Consider the following 21033-nt stretch of genomic DNA (forward strand, 5'->3'; position numbering starts at 1 on the left):
CTGTCCCGAACCTCTCACCCCGTGTCCTATATGTCCGGCTGAAACTCTTCGATGGGACCCTCCGCATGCTGGCATACGCGGGGAGTGATGTTCTTGATGATTTCTCGTGCCCGGCCGCACACCTCGACCCGCACGTAGTCGGTGCCGACCCGCTGCGCCTGTACGGTCACGTCGGTGAGGTGGTTACCGCCGAGCTGCGCCGCGTACTCCGCCGCGTGCTGCTCGGCCTCGCTCAGCGCATTCGGCTCGACCCGCAGGATGCGCGAACCTTCCCGGGCGGCCGAGTGGGCCACCTGGTTACCGTGGTAGTGGAGCGCGAACTGGATAATCACGAAGATCACGAAAAACATGATCGGCGTATAGACGGCCAGTTCGAGTGCGCTCGCTCCACGCTCGGAGCGCAGCCTGGTCCGCATCGGTGCTGATCAGATGTCGCCGCTTGGCGTTTCCGGCATCTCGATCTCGTTGGCCTTGCCGGTCACCAGCTGGTAGATGAGCCCAGCTACCGCGCCGGCCAGCACCACAAGAACGGCCGTGATGATGACGAACTCCATCGCCGAGGCACCCCGATCCCCGTCGGCCCGCGCCCTGTCCAGCCGGACTCGAGCCTTGAGTAGCAAATATCCGTGTGGCGTCGACGGGGCGAAAAAAGCATTCATCGACTCATTCCCCTGTTCTTCTATGCCGTGGTCTACGTTGTGGTCCGGGCTTCACTCAGAGACATTGTCTCGATGACGGCGTGTGCACACAAACGCTCATGTACCTCCCACCACGCCCATCAGCGCCGGATAGAGGAGGAAGACGAGGAAACCCAGACACAACAGGAGCTGGGCCACCAGCATCGACTGGGAGCGTTCACCGGCCTTGCCCTCCACCTCGGCCAGCTCCCGGCGGCGCAGCGACTCGGCCCGCGCGGTCAACGACTCGCGCACCTTCGCGCCGTCCTCGGCCACCAGCGCGAGCGCGGCGGCGAGGTCCCGCAGCTCCTCGATGCGCAGCTCCTCACCGAGCTCTCCCAGCGCCGACCACGGCGTGACCCCGTGCAGGCGGGCGGTCAGCAACGTATCCCGGATCCGGGTCATCGCCCATCCGTCGCTGACGCTCGCGGCGGCCGACAACGCCTCGGGAACCCCACGCCCACCGGCAAGGTTCATGGCGACCAGATCGAGGAACGACCCGACGACGTGCCGGAAGTCGCGGCGGCGCTCGGCCGCCGTCGACCGCACGTTCAAGGTCGGCATCGCCGCGCCGAGCGCGGCCAGCAGGACACCCAGCGCCAGCGACATCGGTACCGCGAAGCCCACGCCGAGAGCGATCAATATGACATCGGCCAGCACGGGGGTGACGAATCCGCCCAGGGCAGCGAGCACGCTGATCGCCAGGTGCCCTTCGAGCGTGCGCCCCATCAGCGACAGATCACTGCGCAAGCCGCCGAGGTCAAGCCCGAAATTGTCGAGGGACGAGCGTACCTGTCCCCCCACCTGCCGCAGCTTCCGCGAGTCGCGCACGCTGCGGGGATCGAACGACGCCGCCGTGATCCGCTCCTGGCGGGCCCGCCCGCGCTGCACGTCCAGCTGGGCCAGCGTTGCGGCAGGGTTCGGCTTGGGGCGCGCGAGCAACAGCCCGAGAAGCAGCAACCCGAGACCGCAAGCCGCACCGGCCAGAATGATCCACGTCATGCGCGCTCCTTCTCCGCCGCTGGCGACGAGGAGGTGACCAGGAAACGATCCGGTGTCTCGATGTTGGACAGCTTGCGCATCCACACGAAGCCCAGCCCGTACAGGGCAAACACCACAATGAGTACCAGCTGGCCGACCGGCTCCGCGTACGGCTCCACGTAATCCCGGTTGAACACCGCGAGTAGAGCCATGAATCCCAGGCTCACCCCGGCCACGATCTGCACGGATCGGCGGGTGCTGGCCCGGCCGGCGAACACCCGCTGGCGCATGTCCAGCTCGGCGCGGGCGGAATCGGCGAGCGAGCCGAGAACCTGGCGCAGCCCGGGACCGCGCAGGCGGGAATTCAGAATCAGGGACGCGACGATGAGGTCGGCGCTGGGATCATCAAGATCGTCAGCGAAGCGCTGGAGCGCCTCCGGCATCGCGACCCGGATACGTAACCGGTCCGCCAGCAGCCGCAGCTGCGGCTGGATCGAGGGAGAAGCCGCGTATACCGTAGCCGGGATGGCCTGCTCCAGGCCGACGGCACCGGCGATGGTGTCGCGCAGGGATTCCGTCCACGACGCCAGTCCTTCCAGCCGCGCGATCGCTTCGCGCTCGGCCTTCGCGCCGCCGAATAGCATCGGCCACGCGGCCACGAGCAGCCCACCACCGATCGCTGCCACCGGCCACTGCGTGAGCGCGAGGATGAGCACGCCGGCACCGATACCGAACATCGTCTGCCGGCCCAGCCGCTGCACCAGCTTGACCTTGCGCACCGGCGCCGGCGGCTGGATCTCCTTGCCGCGCAGGGCGACGACCAGCAGCACGATTCCCCCGCCGACCAGCCCGCCGAGCAGGATGATGAGCAGCAGACCCGGCGTCAGGCGCTCCACTGGACCGCTCCTCCCGGCTGGTAGCCGACCTCCATCAGCTCGTCGAGACACGAGATCGGTGCCGCTTGCACCGCCATACCGTCAGAACCGCTGACGAAGATCTCGCTGGACAGCACCCGGCCGTCGACGCCGTTGATCTCCCGGATGCTGGAGACGAACCGCCGCAGCCGTCCCCCGCTCTCGTAGTCGTTGCGTTTCTCCACGAAGACCACGAAATCGATGGCACCTGCGATCAGCATCATGGTCGCCTCGACCGGGAGCCGCTCCACGGACTGGATCGCATACGTGGAGATCCGGTTGAACACCTCGCCGGAGCTGTTCGCGTGGATCGTCGACAGAGAACCGTCGTTACCCTGGCTCATCGCGTTGAGCATCGTCACGATCTCATCACCGAGGACCTCACCCACGATTACCCGGCTGGGATTCATCCGCAGGCTTCGCCGGACCAGCTCGGCCATGGTGATCGCGCCCTGGCCCTCCGAGTTCGGCAGCCGCTCCTCGAACGCCACGACGTTGGGATGCAGGTCGGGGAACTCGCCGAGACCGAGCTCGAGGGCACGCTCCACCGTGATCAGCCGCTCCTCCGGTGGGATCTCGTTGGTCAGCGCGCGCAGCAGTGTCGTCTTACCGGCGTTGGTGGCCCCGGCAATCATGATGTTCTTGCGGGCCATCACGGCCGCCGACAAGAATGCCGCGACCTCCTCCGTCACCGACCCGTAGGACACCAGGTCGTCGAGGTGGACCCGGGAGAGCCGGGCTCTCCGGATCGAGACGGCCGGCCGGGCGCACACGCCCATCACCGCAGAGAGCCGGCTCCCGTCGGGCAGCCGCAGGTCGAGCTGGGGATTGGCCGAATCGAACGGCCGGCTGGCCAGGCCGGAGTAGGCTCCAAGGATCTGGACGAGCTCGACCAGCTCGTCGTCGCTCTCGGCAACCGGCCAGCCCTTCACCTCGCGGCCGTCGGCGTACTGGATGAACACGTTGTCGCAGCCGTTGATGTCGACGTTCTCCACTTCGGGATCGTCGAGAAGCGGCTGCAGCCGGCCCACGCCGAACAGCGCGGCATGGATACCGGACGAAATCTCCTCTTCCTCTTCGGCCGAGGGAGGCGTGCGACCGGCAGCGATCTCGGAGCGAGCGTAGGACTCGAGGACGCGCCCGATCACGGCGCGCGCGAATTGCCGCTCGTCCTCGGCCGTCATCGGTGTCAGGCCGTTGGCGGCATCCTCGCGCCGCTGACGGGCGAGCGTGTCCGCGACCTCCTCGCGAAGCCGACGCACGAGGTCTTGGTCGATGCCGCTCTGTTCCAGGATGCTCACCTCCCTGCCCTCGAAACGGAACCTGCGCCGCTGGCGAGCGAGCGCACCGCGGAGGCGACCTCACGCGCGGAGCGCACCAGCAGCGAACGTTCCAGCTTGCGGTTCGACGCTCCGGTCAACGCGGGCACGGCCTTGGGATCGTCGGCGATCCGGCCCAGCACCGATACCTGCAGGCCGGCATATTGCAGCAGCCGGTCCAGATCCCGCGCGGCCGCGGAGTCGGTCGGTTCAGTGATCACGATCACCCCGACGGGGGTGCTGCCGAGCTCCCCGATCCGCAGCGGCTCTGCGAGCCAGCGCAGGCGTTCGCGCAGGTGGGCGTACGACTCCACGGAAGGCCGGGTAACGAAGACCACGGCGTCGGCACCGGTGAGTACGGGCATCACCGGAGTACCGGGCGCCACCCGCCCGCAATCGACCAGCGCGTCCATGCCGGTCTCGCGCAAACTACGGGTGAGCGTCGGCCAGACCGCACCGATCCCCGTGATCTGTTCCGGCCTCGTCACACCGGTGAGCACCGGCAGGCCCCCGTCGATCGTCTGCACGTGCTGCTCCAGCTCGTGCACGCCGATACCCCGGCGGGATGCCGCAGCCAACGAGACCAGACCGCGTTCCGGCTCCAGCGGATGACCGTACGGATCCCGGTGGCGCAGTGCGAGATCCCCGCCGGCCGGATCGAACTCCGCGGCCAGCACATCCGTCGGCCACACGTCACCGAGCACGTTGACCGTGGTGGTGACACCGGGAGACCCCTTGGCCGAGGCGAAAGCGACCAGCACCTCGGTCAGCCCTCCTCGTCATCGGCATCGGCGTCCCCGTTGGACTCGCCCGTATCGTCATCCGTCGGCCCGTCCTCCGCATCGGGCATCGACGGTGCGTCGTCATCCACCGCCGCACCACGTTCGATCACCGCGACCGCCAGCCCATTGTTTGCGGCCCAGCTGGCCACCGTGGCCCGCTCGGCGGCGGGAACGATGAACGTCGCCTGGATACCGCTGCTCACCGTGGAATCCGCACCGCCGTCACCTCCGCCGGACACCGAACTCACGCGCGCCCCTTGCGAGATCACTTCGCCACCGCCATCCGAGCGGACGGCGATCAGGTCCACGATGTCTCCCGGCCGCAGGCCGCTGGCCGGGTAACGCCCGATCTCCAACGACGCGCCAACCGCCGCGTGCCCGTCGACCAGCATGCCAGAGCCACCGAGCATCGACGTGTCGAGCAGCTGGCCCTCGCTGATCCGGACGGTACTGTACTGACCGACGACGCGGTCCATCTGGCTGGCGGGAATCAACAGCGTGCCCTCGGAGGCGACCTGGGTGGTGCCCAGATGCTCCTCGGTGATCTGTTCTCCCGCCTCGACCGGACTCTGCACCATCAGCACCGGAACGCGCTCGTCGGCGCGCATCGCCAGGATCGCCGCGACAGTCGCGCCGCCCACGATCAGCAGCACGGCCAAGGCCGCCAAGGCGGGCCTGCGCTGGCGCGGTGGCGTGGGGATGCGGTCACCGCCGCCCCCGCTCAGACCCTTCGTACTCCGGACACCACGCTCTTCGCGCGTTCGCTGACGATCGGTCTGCGAATCGCTGGTCTGACTCGTCGATATTGCCATGGAATATGTCTCTACCGTCCCGATGAGTTCGTTCGACGCACGCCAGAAGCGAGGATAGCGGTAGCCCGTGGACATTGCACGAGCAACCGGGATCTATCGCCCGGGAAGTCAAGGAGGGCGACTTCGGTCCACACTGTCAGTCATCCCTGTCTTCCCGTACGCCGGTATTCTCGCGGTTGCGTTTGGCCGCTTCGACATCGGGGCCGAGGCGCAACAGCAACAGCCACAGCGCGGCGAAGATGGCGCCGAGCACGAACATCATCGGCAGGATGAATCCGAGAGCGAGCATGCCGACCTGGACCACCGAGCCGAGTACGTAGCCCGCACGCCCACCCCGGCGCACCATCCCGATGCCGAGCAGGCAGAGCAACGCGATCACCGTCGCCCCGATCCACCCGGGTGCCGTGGCGACATCGGCCACGTTCAGGGCAACCGGCACCGCCAGCACGACGACGAACGCCTCGGCTCCCAGGATGGTGGCCGCAATACGGTTCACGTCGCCTGCTCGCTTCCGGTGACCATCCGCGCGTCGCCCGCCGTCACCACCGAGCCCGTGACGATCACGCCGTGCCCGCCGAACATCTCCGCACGTTCGGCCAGGGTCAGACCGGCAGCGATCGCCTCCGGCAGCGGTGTCACCTGGTGGACCCGCTGCTCGCCGAAGACGTTGATCGCCACCGGTACGACGCGGTCGGCCGGCAAGCAGCGGGGCGACGAGTTCACGGTGACGACGACCTCCCGGACCACCGGTTCGAGTGCGGCAAGGATTCCCTCGACATCCTTGCCTTCGAGGATGGCGACCACGGCGACCATAGCCGTCGCGGAGAATTCCTCGGTCAACGCAGCAGCCAGGGCTTGCGCACCGGCGGCGTTGTGCGCGGCGTCGGCCAGCACGATCGGACCGCGCCGGAGCGGCTCCATCCGCCCTGGCGAGCTCACCCGGCTGAACGCCGCCTGCACCCCGTCAGAATCGAGGCCCTCCCGGCCACCGCCGACGAGTGCCTCGACCGCCGCGAGCGCCAGTGCCGCATTGTCGGCCTGGTAAGCGCCGTGCAGGGGGATGAACACGTCGTCGTACTGCCCCGTCAGCCCTTGCAGCTGCAACATCTGACCGCCGACGGCCACCTCGCGGCTGCGCACGCCGAACTCCAGGCCGGCCCGGGCGACCGTGGCGCCCACCTCGGCGACACGCTCCAGCAACACCTCCGCCACCGGTTGCGACTGCGCTCCCAGAACCGCGAACGATCCCGGCTTGATGATGCCCGCCTTTTCCCCGGCGATCTCCTCCGGAGTGTCACCCAGGTAATCCACGTGGTCCATCCCGATCGGCGTCAGCACGCTGACGACGCCGTCGACCACGTTGGTCGCATCCCACGCGCCACCCATACCCGTCTCGACGACCGCGACCTCGACCGGAGTGTCGGCGAAGGCCGCATACGCCATCGCGACGAGGACCTCGAAGAACGACAACGGAATGTCGCGCTTGGCGTCGACGAGATCGAGAAACGGTTCGACCTCGGCGTAGATCTCCGCGAAACGCTCCTCGCTCACCGGTTCGCCGTCAATCACGATCCGCTCGGTCACCGACTGCAAGTGCGGACTGGTGAAGCGGCCCGTACGCAGGTTCAGCTCCCGCAACAGCTCGTCGATCATCCGCGCCGTCGACGTCTTGCCGTTGGTGCCCGCCAGGTGAATGGTGGAAAACACCCGCTGCGGGCTGCCCAGCACGTCGACGAGATCTCGGATGCGTTCGAGCGTGGGATCGAGCTTCGACTCCGGCCAGCGTTGACGCAGCAGGTCCTGCACGACCTCGAAATCGGGCGTACTCACTGCGCGCCAAGCCGTTCCAGCTGGGTCTCGATCCGGCCGATCTCCGCCTCCGCGCTGGCCCGGCGAGCGCGGACCTTCTCCACCTCGGCGTCAGGCGCCTTGGCCAGGAACTGCTCGTTGGCGAGCTTGCGTTCGGCCTGTTCCAGCGCCTTGCGCTCCGTAGCGAGATCCTTCGTCAACCGGCGCCGCTCCGCCTCGACGTCGACCGCGCCGGACAGATCCATCTCGACGGTGACCTCACCGACCGTGATCGATGCCGTGGGAGTGAACCCGTCGTCCGGCTCGTCCAGCTTGGTGAGTGATCGGATCTCGACCTCGTGCGCGGCGAGGACACCGGCCAAGCCGGTGGTGCGGGCCGCCACCCGCTGCCCGGGCTTGAGACCCTGATCGCTGCGGAACCGGCGCAGCTCGGTCACCAGCCGGCGCACATCGGTGATCCCCGCTTCAGCGCCGGGATCGGACCATCGCCCGTCCGCAACCGGCCACGGCGCGATGACAACGGATTCCTCATTGGTCAGCGTCGTCCACAACACCTCGGTAACGAACGGCGTGACCGGATGCAGCGCACGCAGGAGCGCATCGAGGACGTGGCCCAGCACCAGCCGGGTCCGCTCCGCGTCCGCGCCGCCAGCAGCCAGGGGAGTCTTGGCGAGCTCCACGTACCAGTCGCAGAACTCGTCCCAGGCGAAATGGTAGAGCGCGTCGCACAGCTTCGCGAACTGGAAATCCTCGTAGTACGTGTCGACCTCGGCCAGGGTCGCGTGCAACCGGGAGAGGATCCAGCGATCCGGCACCGACAGCTCGTCGGCGGGTGGTAGCTGGCCGACCCTGGCGCCACTCATCACCGCGAACCGCGTCGCATTCCACAGCTTGTTGCAGAAGTTGCGCGACGCCTGGACCCAGTCCTCACCGATCGGCACATCGACACCGGGATTGGCACCCCGGGCCAGGGTGAAACGCAGGGCGTCCGAGCCGTAATTCTCCATCCACTCCAGCGGATCGACGGCGTTGCCGAACGACTTGGACATCTTCTTGCCGTGCTTGTCGCGCACCATGCCGTGCAACGCGATGGTGTAGAACGGCACCGACTCCTCGGGGCCGCGGTGGGCATTGGCGTACAGGCCGAACATCATCATCCGGGCCACCCAGAAGAACAGGATGTCGTAGCCGGTGACTAGGACCTGGTTTGGGTAAAACTTGCGCATCGCCGGGGTGTCGTCCGGCCAGCCCAGGGTCGAGAACGGCCACAGCGCCGACGAGAACCACGTGTCCAGCACGTCCTCGTCCTGATGCCAACCCGGCCCGCTCGGCGGCTCGTCGTCGGGCCCGACGCAGATCACCTCGCCGCCGGGGCCGTACCAGACCGGGATGCGATGCCCCCACCACAGCTGCCGGGAGATGCACCAGTCGTGCATGTCGTCGACCCAGTCGAACCAGCGCGACTCCATGCTCGCCGGATGAATCGTGACGCGGCCATCGCGCACCGCCTCACCGGCGGCCTTCGCGAGCGGGCCCACCTTGACCCACCACTGCAGCGACAGGCGCGGCTCCACCACGGTGCTGCAGCGGGAACAATGACCCACCGCGTGCGTGTAGGGCCGTTTCTCCGCGACGACGCGTCCTTGCTCGCGCAGGGCGGCGACGATCGCGGGCCGGGCTTCGAACCGGTCGAGCCCTTCGAACGGGCCGGGCGCGGTCACGACGCCCTGCTCGTCGAGAATGGCCAGGTGGGGCAGGTCGTGCCGGCGGCCGATCTCGAAGTCGTTGGGATCGTGCGCCGGCGTAACCTTGACCATGCCGGTACCGAACTCGGGATCGACGTGCGAGTCGGCGATGATCGGAATCATCCGCCCGGTCAGCGGCAACTCTACCTCGGTGCCGATCAGATGGCGGTAGCGCTCGTCGTCGGGATGGACCGCCACCGCCGTGTCCCCGAGCATCGTCTCCGCACGGGTGGTGGCGACGACCACCTCGTCCCCGTAGCGGATGGTGATCAGCTCACCGTCGTCGTCGGTGTGCTCGACCTCGATGTCCGACAGAGCGGTCTGGCAGCGCACGCACCAGTTGATGATCCGCTCGGCCTGGTAGATCAACTCGTCGTCATACAGCCTCTTGAAGATCGTCTGCACCGCGCGCGAGAGCCCGTCGTCCATGGTGAACCGCTCGCGGCTCCAGGCGACGCCGTCGCCGAGGCGGCGCATCTGATCGAGGATCAGCCCGCCCGACTGCTCCTTCCATTCCCAGACCTTCTCGATGAATCCCTCGCGGCCCAGGTCATGGCGGGAGATGCCGTCCTTGGCCAGCTCACGCTCGACGACGTTCTGCGTGGCGATACCCGCGTGATCCATGCCGGGCATCCAGAGCGCCTCGTACCCCTGCATCCGCCGGCGCCGGACCAGCGCATCGATCAGCGTGTGCTCGAAGGAATGGCCCACGTGCAGGTTGCCGGTGACGTTGGGAGGCGGGATGACGATGCAGAAGGGCGGCCTCTCGCTCGTGTCGTCCGCCTCGAAGTATCCGCGCTCCACCCACCGCTCGTATACGGGCGCCTCTACCGCCGATGGGTCGAACACGGTCGGCAGCGTTGTCTCGGTCGCGTCGGTAGCGTGGGTGGGATCCGTCACGGCGCGAAATTCTACCGCCAGCACATCTGAGCCTGCACACCTGATCGCCCCCGCTCCACCACCCTTTCCGAATGATCATGTTTGGTACGTTTCCTCGGGCCATACCACGGCTACAGACGTGTTACGGCCGGAGAAAACGTACCAAACATGATCATTCTGGATCAGCTGTGTGGCTGGGGCACGACGATCACAATCTTGCCCAGAAGGTGGCCGCGTTCGCTGAGCCGATGCGCATCGGCCGCGCGCTCCAGTGGAAAGGTCGCGGCAATGGGCATGGACAACTCGCCGCGCTCGACGAGCGGAAGGACGTTCGCGAACACATCGGGCAGCGGCTTGCCATCGGCGCTCGTGGAGAACCGTACGCCCTGCTCCTCGGCCGCCGTGTCGGCGATGGTGATCACCATGCCCGGATCGCCGGTCAACTCGACCGACTGGGGCAGCACGCCGCGTCCGGAGGCATCCAGCACGGCATCGACGCCGTGCGGAGCGAGCGCGGTGACCCGTTCGGCCCAGCCGTCTCCATATGTGGCCGGGCGGACGCCCAGCTCACGCAAGAACGGGTGGTGCGGCTCTGAGGCCGTTCCCACGACGTCCGCGCCACGCGCACGGGCCAGCTGCGCGGCGGACAGCCCGACGCCACCGGCGACAGCGTGGATCAGCAGCGTCTGCCCGCTCCGGATATCGAGCTGCCGCAACGTGCGATCGGCGGTCTCCACGGCCACGGGCAGTGCGGCCGCCTGTTCGAACGACAGCCACTCCGGTTTCGGGATCAGCCGCTCGGCTGCCGCGAGCACGTGAGTGGCCGCCGCTCCGGACGGTACCTGGCCGAATACCGCCTGCCCCCTGTTCAGGTGATGCACCCCGGGCCCCACGGCATCGACGACCCCCGCGACCTCCATGCCGACACCTGCCGGTTCATCCATGGCCTCGCCGTTGGCCAGCAAGCCCCGGCGAATCTTCCAATCGATGGCGTTGACACCGCTGGCTCGTATCGCGATCCGCACCTCGCCGGCGGCTGGCACGGGCATCTCGACATCGTCGAGGGTCATCACTTCCGGATCGCCGTACCGGGCATATCGGATGGCTTTCGGCATCTCAGATCCTCCTCAACTCGTCGTCACACCAGCAACAGCGTCTTGCCGATAGCCGTCCGGGATTCGATGGCGGCATGCGCCTCCGCGACCTGATCCAGCGGAAAGGTCTGCCCGATGACCGGAGCGATCCGCCCCGCGTGCGCCTCGGCCAGTGCTGCCTCCACCAGGCGGCGGGTCTCGTCGATGGTGAACTGCACCAGTTCAATTCCCCGCACGGTCACGTCGCGGCGTTCCGCCTCCTCCGGGTCGATCTCGGCGAACCCGCCACTGGGCACGCCGTATGCATAGAACCGGCCGCCTGGCGCCACCACGCCGAAGGCGGCCTGGCCGATCGTGCCTCCCACGCCGTCGAAGACGACGTCCACGCCCCGGCCGCCGGTCACCTGCCGCAGCTGGTGCTCCCAGCCCGGTTCCGAATAGTCGACGACGGCTTCGGCACCGAGCTGTCGGGCCAGGGCCAGCTTGGACTCGCCTCTCCCGGCGCCGACGACCCGGGCTCCCGCGGCACGAGCGAGCTGGAGCAACAGGCTTCCCAGCCCGCCACCGACCGCTGATACCAGCACCCACTGGCCCGGTCCGACGCGGGAGTCGTCGACCAGGCGGAGCGCGGCGGGACCGATCTGCAGCAAGGCCGCGGCGTCGCGGTCGCTCAGGCCGTCTGGCACCGGGACGAGCCGGTCAGCAGCGGCGACGACGCTGTCCGCGTACCCTCCGCCGTCGACTGAGGCGACCACCCGGCGTCCCACCCACTCCGGATCCACGCCGGCACCCACCGACGCCACCTCGCCGGCGACGCCTCCTCCGGGGACGTAGGGCGGTACCTGGCCGAAAAATTCCTGGCCCCATCCACTCCGGAGCTGCGTGTCGAGGAACAGGATGTCGGCAACCGAGACATCGATCACCACCTCGCCCGATCCGGCCACCGGGTCTGGCGCCTCCGCCGGTACCAGTACCTCGGGTCCGCCGAATTGGCTGACATGAACCGTTCGCATCGTGTGTCGTTCTCCTTGTCTGACCGTTGTGCACCGTTTCGTTGACCAGACACAGGCTGACACCTAAACATTGGTTGAGGTCAACTGTGCCAAACCGGCACCCGGACCAAACCGGCGCCGGGGCCGGGCATCACCCCGTCGCTATGGCCGCCGGGTTCAGGTCGACCCGGCGGAGGAGCTGAGCGTTGGCGGCGACGATGATGGTCGACAGGCTCATCAGCACCGCACCGACCGCCATCGGGAGGACGAACCCGACGCCCGCCAGAACACCCGCCGCCAGCGGCAACGCCGCCAGGTTGTAGCCCGCGGCCCACCACAGGTTCTGCAGCATCTTGCGGTAACTCGACGCCGACAGGCGTCGTACGGACACGACACCGCGCGGATCGTCGGACGCCAGCACGATTCCCGCGGATTCCATCGCGACGTCCGTACCGGCACCGATCGCGATGCCGACATCGGCACGGGCCAGCGCCGGAGCGTCATTCACGCCATCGCCGACCATCGCGACGGTGAACCCGCGATCTTGCAGGTGGGTGACGGCGGAGTCCTTCTCCTCGGGCAACACCTCGGCGAAGACCTCGTCGATCCCGAGATCGCGGGCGACGGCATCGGCCACCTGCTGGGCATCACCGGTGATCATCGCGACCCGCACATCGAGCTGGTGCAGGGCCTCGACGGCCGCCCTCGACTCGGGACGCACCTGGTCTTCCAAGGCGAGCGCGCCGACGACACCGCCGCCGCGGATCACGTACAGCACGGCCGCGCCACGCTGCTGCCACTGCTCGATCCGCCCGCTCAGCCCATCCGGCGCGTCCGGGCCGAGCTCGCGCAGCAGGGCCGGCCCTCCGACCGCCACCGCCGTGTCGTCGACGTAGGCCTGCACGCCCCGCCCGGTCATCGGGCGGAAATCACGCGCCGGCGGCAAGCGCAGGCCGCGATCGCGAGCGGCGGCCACGATCGCCCGCGCCAGTGGATGCTCGCTGTCTGTCTCGACCGCGGCCGCGAGCGCCAGGAGTTCATCGTCCTCGATCCCATCTTCCGCTGCCACGCCCGTGACCGCGTGTTCCCCCTTGGTCAGCGTGCCCGTCTTGTCGAAGAGCACGGCGTCGACCTTGCGCATCCGTTCTAGCGCCAGCCGGTCCTTCACCAGGATTCCATTTCGCGCGGACTTCGACGTGGAGATCGACATCACAAGCGGAATCGCCAGCCCGAGTGCGTGCGGGCACGCGATGATCAAAACGGTGACCGATTGCGTGATCGCGGTGTCCGGCGCTCCCAGCAACGCCCAGACCAGCATCGTGAGCGCCGCAGCTCCGACGGCGACATAGAACAGCAAGGCCGCGGCCCGATCCGCCAGCACTTGCGTGCGCGATTTGGATTCTTGCGCCTCCGCCACCAGGCGCCGGATTCCGGCCAGCGTCGTGTCCTCGCCCAGCGCGTCGACCCGCACGCGGATCGAGCCGTCGGCCGCGACGCTGGCGGCGACAACGCGGTCTCCTTCGCCCCTGGGCACCGGGTTGGATTCGCCCGTGATCATCGACTCGTCGAGCTCGGCCGAGCCGTCGACGACGGTACCGTCGGCCGGCACCCGGGCGCCCGGACGCACGAGAACGACGTCTCCGACGGCCAGATCCGCTATCCGCACCGTCTCGACATCGCCCGTGCTCGTCACCCGCTCAGCCTCGTCGGGCAGCAGCTCGGCCAGCGCCGCGAGCGCGCCCTGGGCCTGGCCGATCGCCCGCATTTCCAGCCAGTGGCCCAGCAACATGATCACGATCAGCAGCGACAGCTCCCACCAGACTTCGATGGCGAACCAGTCCAGACTCGCCGCCCAGCTGGCGACGAACGCCACCGTGATGGCCATGCCGATCAGGAGCATCATTCCCGGCTGGCGGCTCCGGATCTCTGCCGCGGCACCGGCGAGGAACGGCTTGCCACCGTAGAGGAAGATCACCGTTCCGAGCACCGGCGCGATCCATTCGATCCCCGTGAAGCGCAGCTCGTAGCCGAACCACTCCATGATCATGTGACTGGTGACCACGACCGGGAGGGAGAGCACCAACGACACCCAGAAACGGTCGCGGAACATCGCCAGCGAATGACCCTCGTGGCCGTCGTGACCCTCGTGATCTTCGTGGCCGTCGTGGTTTCCGTGATCTTCGTGGTCGGCGGGATCGTGACGGCCGCCGTCACCGATGTGCTCGTGCTCCATCTGGCCCTCGCGTCCGGCATGCATGCCGTCATGGGCCGATTCGCGCTCTGGCATCGTGCACCTCCGAGGAAAAGATACCCCCTATGGGTATCATCAAACCCCACGAAGGCGCGGGAAATTCCGCGTCATCGTGACGGCACCGTGATCCGAGCCACATCTCGAGCCGCGTCCGGCGCCACGTCCCGGGCCGCCACAACGCGACAACGAGTCACCCTCGGCGGGGATGAACGTCAGGAGCGGACGTCACCAGCTCGTGGGGACGGGCATACCTTCAGTGAAGCCGGCAGCCGTCTGCACGCCCACCACGGCGTGCTCGTGGAACTCCTGGAGGGTGCTCGCTCCGGCGTACGTGCACGCGCTCCGGACGCCCGCGACGATCTCGTCGAGCACGTCCTCGACGCTGGGGCGTTCGGGATCGAGATACATGCGCGCTCGCGAGATCCCCTCCCCGAACAGGCCCTTCCGCGCCCGTTCGAACGGCGTGTCGTCAGCAGTGCGCGCTTGCACCGCCCGAGCCGAGGCCATGCCGAAACTCTCCTTGTACAGGCGGCCGTCGCTGTCGCGCCGCGCATCACCCGGCGACTCGTAGGTTCCCGCGAACCAGGACCCGATCATGACGTTCGACGCGCCAGCTGCCAGCGCCAGCGCGACATCACGCGGGTGCCGGACACCACCGTCGGCCCAGATGTGGCAGCCCAGCTCCCGTGCCCGCGCGGCACACTCGAGCACCGACGAGAACTGCGGTCTCCCGACGCCGGTCATCATCCGGGTGGTGCACATGGCGCCGGGGCCCACACCGACCTTCACGATATCGGCGCCGGCTTCGACGAGGTCGCTCACGCCGTCGGCCGTCGTGACGTTGCCCGCTGCCACCGGCACGGAGACGTCGAGCTTGCGCACCGCCCGCAGGGCGTCCAGCATCCGCTCTTGATGACCGTGCGCCGTGTCGAGCACCAGCAGGTCCACGCCCGCGTCGAGCAGGGCCTCCGCCTTCGAGACGACGTCGCCGCTGATCCCGATCGCCGCGCCGATCCGCAGCCGGCCGGCGGAATCGAGCGTCGGCGCGTACAGGCTGGCGCGCAGGGCTCGCTGCCTGGTCAGCACGCCGACGATCTGACCGTCGCGGTCCACCACTGGCGCCAGCCGGTGGCCGCCGCCGTGCAGGCGGTTGAACGCATCCTCGGCACCGATGCCGTCGGGCAACGTGAACAGATCCGTCGACATCACGCTGCGCACCTGGGTGAACCGGTCGACGCCATCGCAGTCCGCCTCGGTGGCGATACCCACGGCCCGGCCGTCGTCAACCACGACGACGGCACCGTGCGCCCGCTTGGGCAGCAGGTCCAGCGCCTCGCCGACGGTGCCCGTGGGCTCCATCCGCAGCGGCGTGTCGTACATGGTGTGCCGCCGCTTGATCCAGCCGATCACGTCGGTGACCACATCGACCGGGATGTCCTGCGGAATCACGGCAATACCACCGCATCGCGCGATGGTCTCCGCCATCCGCCGCCCGGATACGGCGGTCATATTCGACGCGATGACCGGGATCGTCGTGCCACTGCCGTCCGACGTGCTCAGATCCACGTCGAGCCGGGATGCCACGGCCGAGCGGCGAGGCACCATGTAGACATCGCTGTAGGTGAGATCCTCGTCCGGCACGCGATCGTGTAGAAAACGCATGTATTACCCCCATTCGGACGGCACCTTCCAGGTTACGAGCTCATGACCCGCTCCGGCGCACCGCCATCGCTTCGCCGGTGTCGTCTCAGCGCAGCCGCGTATTGCTGTTCAGGCGGAGTTCGAGCATGGCGGCGAACCGGGCCTCCGGATCATCGAGATCGATCTCTGCGATCTGGCGGATCCTCCGCAGCCGGTACCGGAACGTGTTCGGGTGTACATGCAGCTGCGCCGCGGCAGCGGCGACATCCCCGAACGCATCCAGCCACGCCCGCAGCGTCTCGACCATCTCGCCACGGTGCCGGGCGTCGTACGCGGCGAGGCGGGCCACCGCGCCAGCAAGTTCCTGCCGGTCGGCCGCCATGAGGTCGCCCAGTTCGAGAAGCAAGGACGCCGCCCACACATCCTCCGCCCGCGCCACCCGCGACGGTCCGGGCCCGTTTCGCAGCACCCGCAGGGCACGGTCCGCGTCGGCACGCGACCGCGGCAGCTCCGTCGCGTCCGCGGCGGACCGGCCGATGCCGATCACCACGCCGCTGTGGTCTCCGATCCGGTCGAGGAATTCCCGGGCGATGGCGACGGCACGGCGATCGGCCTCCGGATCACGACGCGCGAGCGGCACCACGCCGTAGACCACGCCGCCCACCAGCGCCACCGCGGAGCGATGATGTGTCGCCCCGAGGTGCAGGGCGAAGGCGCCGCTGACCCGTTGCAGCTCGGCTTCCACGGCCGAGGCGTCGCTCCCCTCGCGCAAGGCCAGCGCCATCACGCAGCTCGGCCCGGTGGCGACGCCGAGCCGTTCGGCCGCTTCCGGAGCCGTCGGCCCGCCTTCCACCAGCGTGGCGACGAGCTCCGCCTGGAGCCGCCGTTCGACGTCGGCGCCCGCGCGCTGCCGGAGCATGTGCAGTGCCACCAAGGTGGCGGAGTCGAGCAGCGCCTGTTCCCGCTCGGCCGGCAGCGGCTTGCTCACTGCCGCCCAGATGGAACCAAGGATCTCGTCACCTGCGCTGACCCGAACCGCGACCCGGGGAAGGTCGACGCCGGGCAGGTTCGCGACGTACACCGGCCGGTCCGAACCGTACATCTCGCGGAAGACGCCGCGGCGTTCGAGCTCGCGGGTGAAGCGCTCGGGCACCTGCCGCCCCAGCACCGTCTCCTTGCGGGGAGCATCCGCGACGTCCTGGTTCGCGGAGAACGCGAGCACGCGGGAGTTGAGATCTTCGATGGTCACCGGCGCGTCCAGCAGCGCCGACACCGCGTTGGCCATGGCAAACAGGTCGCCGGCGGCAGCACCGGCTAGCGTCTCGCCATCGTCCACACCAAGATCGTCGACCGCCAGAAGCGATCTCAGCATCGCCGCGACCTGCGCCCACGACGCGCCACGCGTCAGGCCGAACAAGGCGACTCCGGTTTCTTCGACGGCTTCGCGAACCTGGCGCGACATTTCGATCGGCACCCGAACGATCAGCCCGGCCGCACCGGCGGCTCCGGCCTCGCGAAGCACGCCCGCGATCTCCTCGGCACCGGCGAGTCCCACCCCCAGCAGCAGGGTGCCCTCGGGCATGACGGGCGGGTCGATCGGATCGTGGATGGCGACACCGCCGACCTCGGTGCCGGCGTCCACGTCCCCGGCAATCACCTCGATCAGCGTGGATCCGAGGTCGTCGATGACGCGGCCCAGGGTCGCGCGCGGGCGCTGAGCCATGGGCTGCACTCCTCGACTGCTTTTGACTGCTTTGACTGCTTGGCTGTTTGACTACTTGCCTGTGCGGGAACGGGGCTCTCGGGCACGGCTGCCTCCACCGGTGCGGACGATCCTACGAGGGCGGTGGCCGGCCGTCGCCCGATCGGACGATCCAGCTACGAACCCAGCCACTCCGTGGCCGTGGTGCGCTCGCGCAACACGTCGGGGATCGGTTCCACGCCGAGACCCGGCCCGTCGGGAACCCGCACGTACCCGTTCTCCAGGACGAACGGCGGCGTGATGTCCTCGTCGTAGTAGCGGCCGGACGCCGACGTGTCGCCTGGCAGCACGAACCCGGGAAGCGCCGCGAGGGCGACGTTGGCTGCCCGGCCGAGCCCGGTTTCCAGCATCCCGCCGCACCACACCGAGACGCCGTGCGCCCGGCACAGGTCGTGGATACGGCGTGCCTCCAGGTAGCCACCGACCCGGCCCGGCTTGATGTTGATCACTCTGGCGGCGCCGAGAGCGATGGCGTCCGCGGCCGCCTTGGCAGAGATGATCGACTCGTCCAGGCACACCGGGGTCCGCAGCAGGCTCGCCAGTTCCGCGTGCTGGCGCAGGTCGTCCTCGCCCAGCGGCTGCTCGATCAGGAGCAGGTCGAAGCCGTCGAGCCGCGCCAGCGTTCGGGCGTCGGCCAAGGTGTATGCGGCGTTCGCGTCGACCTGCAACAGCACGTCACCGAAGCGCTCGCGCACGGCGCGTACCGGCGCCACGTCCCACCCGGGCCGGATCTTCAACTTGATGCGCAGATACCCCTCGTCGAGGTAACCCTCGACGACGTCGAGCAGCTGTTCCACGGTGTCCATGATGCCGACGGACACCCCGGCGGGAACCCGATCGTGCACCGCGCCGAGATGGGTACCGAACGATTCGCCGCGGGCGCGCAGCCAGGCATCGAGGACCGCCATTTCCAGCGCCGCCTTGGCCATCTGGTGTCCCTTCACCGGCTCCAGCCGGCCGGCCACCGCCTGCGGGTGAAGGTCGGCTGCGTCCAGCAGCGGGGGAGCGAGAAACCGGCGGATCACATCCACCGCGCCGTCGACGTACTCCGGGGAGTAGAGCGGCTCGCGCATCGCCACGCACTCGCCCCAGCCCTCCGCCTCGGGCGTCACCGCCCGCGCCACGAGGATGTCCCGCTCCGTCTCCACACCGAACGACGTCCGGAACGGCGCCACCAGCGGCATCGACACGCGTCGCAGTTCGAACCCGGTCAGCTTCATCACGATGTCCTCTCGACGACGTACCAGCCCGGCCGGGCGAACCCGACCACTCGGGCACCGTCCGCGAGCAGCTCGCCGAGAACGTCCCGAACGGCCAGCCGCCATTGCCGGGCGAGCCGGGAATCCGCGCGCCGCAGCGCCTCGATGTCGTGAGGTACCTGGACGAGCACCGTGGACGCGGCGCGCCACCGGGATCGGGGAAACGCGTCCGGCCCGCCCGCGTCGGACTCCGCCAGGGCGACGGCTGCCCCGCTCGACTGCAGCTCGTGCACATCGTGCTCGACATGCCGCCCCCGGCACGCGTCGGCAACGCCGGGCGCGGCGAGGTCCCAGCCGAGGAGTAACCGATCGGTACCTTGCCCGGCATTGATGATGTCGTCGATCTCGCCGTAGAAGTCGACGAGGTACTCGCGCGGCCGCGCGCCGAGCTTGACCAGGTTGAAGTACGAGTTGCGGCGGACCAGCGGATCGAACGTCCAGGTGATCTCGCTGAGCCCGCGCTCCAGCGCCCACGCTCGCTGGTGCAGCTTGAGCGCGAACCCGACGTTCCTGCCACGCGCGGGCGCGCTCACGCCGGCGATATGCGAATGCAGCGCCGTACCCGGGGGTGCCGCGAAGAACCCCACACATGCTCCCAGCAGCCCAGACGTCCCGGCCGAGCTCGCGTCCCCGGCTTCCTCTCCGGCCGGGTCAGCGCCGGCCGAGGCGGCGCCAGCCGGGTCGGCGCCAGCCGGGTCGGCGCCAGCCGGAACGGTGACGTCGAACGCGCCGGCGACGTAGTTGCCCGCATGCGTCATCGCGCGCAGCTGCTCGATGGTGACCAGCGGATTGCTCCCGTCCGGCCGCCAGATGTGGTGGAGGAGATCCAGGACGGCGTGCAGATCCGCAAGATCGTGCAGCGCACGAACGCTTACCCCGGCTCGCTCGGCCGCGTCGCGAGCCGCGCTCGCGGCTGCCGACGCGATCTCGTCTCTCTGGCGATGCCCGGACTCGACCGTGGGGATGCTGCCTGCGCCCGTCATGCTCGCTCACCTCGATTCTTCGGCTCGTCGACGCCGGAATCGGTGCTCACCGGCCGCTCCTGCAGATGCCGGATCACACCCGCCGCCAGCTCCGCACGCACCGGCATGTGGTCGACGAGAACGTGCTCTCCGGCGGCATGGGCACCACCACCGACGGCACCGAGCCCGTCCAGCGTCGGCGTGCCCACCCCCGCCGCGACGTTTCCGTCCGACGCTCCGCCCACACGTGCGCTTCCCAGCGGGTCGATACCCAGACTCGCGGCCACCTCCTCGGCCAGGCCGTAGAGCTCCGCCGACGAGCTGGGTTCCATCGGCGGATGGCTGGGGCCGGTGACGACGTCCACCCGCGCGCCGGGCACGCGGGGCGTCACCGCCCGGATGGCGTCGTCGACCCGGCGCGCCTCGTCCGCGTCCGGTACGCGCACGTCGACACGCACGGAGGCCTCGTCCGGAACCGTGTTCTGCGTGGTGCCCGCGCTGAGAACGGTGGGCGTGACGGTCGCCCCGTCTGGTCCGGCGTCGAGCTCGGCAAGGGCCAGGACGTGGTGAGCCAGCTCCACCGCGGCGTTCACACCGGCCCAGGGTTCCAGACCGGCGTGCGCCGCTCGCCCGTGGATGCGCAGTTCGTAGTGAGCGATGCCCTTGCGGGCCGTCTTCAGGGCGCCACCATCCGCGCTTCCCTCGAAGACGAGCACGGCGCGTGCACGTCGTGCCTCCTCCTCGATGAGCTCCCGCGACGTCGGCGCGCCCAGCTCCTCGTCCCCCGTGACGAGGACACTGATCCCGTCGGGATCCGGGAGCATGGCAAGAGCGTGGAACATCTGCACCAGGCCGGCTTTCATGTCGAAGCACCCCGGGCCGTACATCGCGCCGTCGACGACCCGGCACGGATGTGCCTCCAGCGACCCCACGGGCCATACCGTGTCGTGGTGACCCAGCAGCAGCACCCGGTCACCGTCACCGAAGCGCCATCGCAGGTGAGGCCGCCCATCGTCTAGCAGCCGCTCCGGCTCGGAGCCGGTGAGCCGGGCACCCAGTTCGCCCACGACGTCGGCGCTGCGGGCCAGCGCGGCGAGATCCGACGACGGGGACTCGCATGTCACGAGGGTGCGTACATCGTCAATCATCGTCAC

General features: G+C 68.8%; 18 protein-coding genes. All 18 read right to left on the reverse strand.

Features of this window, described 5'->3' with window-relative positions; all coding sequences use genetic code 11:
• Nucleotides 1-26 precede the first annotated feature (26 nt).
• Entirely contained in the window at nt 27-416 is a 390-nt protein-coding gene (locus tag DPM12_RS00165) for a TadE/TadG family type IV pilus assembly protein (protein WP_112256088.1), read from the reverse strand.
• Nucleotides 417-425: 9 nt separating this feature from the next.
• On the reverse strand, nt 426-659 hold the full coding sequence (locus DPM12_RS00170; protein ID WP_112256090.1) for a hypothetical protein: 234 nt from the start codon (nt 657-659) through the stop codon (nt 426-428).
• A 96-nt stretch (nt 660-755) separates the two neighbouring features.
• Entirely contained in the window at nt 756-1679 is a 924-nt protein-coding gene (locus DPM12_RS00175) for a type II secretion system F family protein (protein WP_112256092.1), read from the reverse strand.
• Complete coding sequence (locus DPM12_RS00180; RefSeq protein ID WP_112256094.1) at nt 1676-2554, reverse strand: type II secretion system F family protein; 879 nt, start codon at nt 2552-2554, stop codon at nt 1676-1678. Before DPM12_RS00180 ends, DPM12_RS00175 begins: the two co-directional genes overlap by 4 nt.
• On the reverse strand, nt 2542-3849 hold the full coding sequence (locus DPM12_RS00185) for a TadA family conjugal transfer-associated ATPase (protein ID WP_112256638.1): 1308 nt from the start codon (nt 3847-3849) through the stop codon (nt 2542-2544). Before DPM12_RS00185 ends, DPM12_RS00180 begins: the two co-directional genes overlap by 13 nt.
• Before the next feature lie 20 nt (nt 3850-3869).
• The gene (locus tag DPM12_RS00190) at nt 3870-4652 is read right to left on the reverse strand and encodes a CpaE/TadZ family protein (protein ID WP_112256096.1); all 783 of its coding nucleotides are present in this window, start codon (nt 4650-4652) and stop codon (nt 3870-3872) included.
• Between the two features lie 5 nt (nt 4653-4657).
• Complete coding sequence (locus DPM12_RS00195) at nt 4658-5485, reverse strand: SAF domain-containing protein (protein WP_158542632.1); 828 nt, start codon at nt 5483-5485, stop codon at nt 4658-4660.
• Between the two features lie 136 nt (nt 5486-5621).
• The gene (locus DPM12_RS00200) at nt 5622-5981 is read right to left on the reverse strand and encodes a DUF4233 domain-containing protein (RefSeq protein ID WP_112256100.1); all 360 of its coding nucleotides are present in this window, start codon (nt 5979-5981) and stop codon (nt 5622-5624) included.
• Nucleotides 5978-7315, reverse strand: coding sequence for a bifunctional folylpolyglutamate synthase/dihydrofolate synthase (locus DPM12_RS00205; protein WP_112256102.1), 1338 nt, complete (start codon nt 7313-7315; stop codon nt 5978-5980). The genes DPM12_RS00200 and DPM12_RS00205 overlap by 4 nt, the downstream gene beginning before the upstream one ends.
• Entirely contained in the window at nt 7312-9939 is a 2628-nt protein-coding gene (locus DPM12_RS00210) for a valine--tRNA ligase (protein WP_112256639.1), read from the reverse strand. The genes DPM12_RS00205 and DPM12_RS00210 overlap by 4 nt, the downstream gene beginning before the upstream one ends.
• A gap of 161 nt (nt 9940-10100) precedes the next feature.
• A complete protein-coding gene (locus DPM12_RS00215) occupies nt 10101-11033 on the reverse strand; it encodes an NADP-dependent oxidoreductase (RefSeq protein WP_112256104.1) in 933 nt (310 codons plus the stop codon).
• A 23-nt stretch (nt 11034-11056) separates the two neighbouring features.
• On the reverse strand, nt 11057-12025 hold the full coding sequence (locus DPM12_RS00220) for a zinc-binding dehydrogenase (protein WP_112256106.1): 969 nt from the start codon (nt 12023-12025) through the stop codon (nt 11057-11059).
• 130 nt (nt 12026-12155) lie between these two features.
• Nucleotides 12156-14291, reverse strand: coding sequence for a heavy metal translocating P-type ATPase (locus tag DPM12_RS00225; RefSeq protein ID WP_245951166.1), 2136 nt, complete (start codon nt 14289-14291; stop codon nt 12156-12158).
• A gap of 189 nt (nt 14292-14480) precedes the next feature.
• Complete coding sequence (locus DPM12_RS00230) at nt 14481-15917, reverse strand: GuaB1 family IMP dehydrogenase-related protein (protein ID WP_112256108.1); 1437 nt, start codon at nt 15915-15917, stop codon at nt 14481-14483.
• An 85-nt stretch (nt 15918-16002) separates the two neighbouring features.
• Complete coding sequence (locus DPM12_RS00235; RefSeq protein ID WP_112256109.1) at nt 16003-17619, reverse strand: PucR family transcriptional regulator; 1617 nt, start codon at nt 17617-17619, stop codon at nt 16003-16005.
• Nucleotides 17620-17774: 155 nt separating this feature from the next.
• Nucleotides 17775-18878, reverse strand: a complete 1104-nt coding sequence (gene menC, locus DPM12_RS00240; RefSeq protein ID WP_112256111.1) for an o-succinylbenzoate synthase — start codon at nt 18876-18878, stop codon at nt 17775-17777.
• Entirely contained in the window at nt 18878-19900 is a 1023-nt protein-coding gene (locus DPM12_RS00245) for a GNAT family N-acetyltransferase (protein WP_112256112.1), read from the reverse strand. The genes menC and DPM12_RS00245 overlap by 1 nt, the downstream gene beginning before the upstream one ends.
• Nucleotides 19897-21027, reverse strand: coding sequence for a M20 family metallopeptidase (locus DPM12_RS00250; protein ID WP_112256641.1), 1131 nt, complete (start codon nt 21025-21027; stop codon nt 19897-19899). The genes DPM12_RS00245 and DPM12_RS00250 overlap by 4 nt, the downstream gene beginning before the upstream one ends.
• Nucleotides 21028-21033: the final 6 nt, after the last annotated feature.

The sequence above is a fragment of the Phytoactinopolyspora halophila genome (assembly GCF_003287285.1).
In the GTDB taxonomy this organism is placed as follows: Bacteria; Actinomycetota; Actinomycetes; order Jiangellales; family Jiangellaceae; genus Phytoactinopolyspora_A; species Phytoactinopolyspora_A halophila.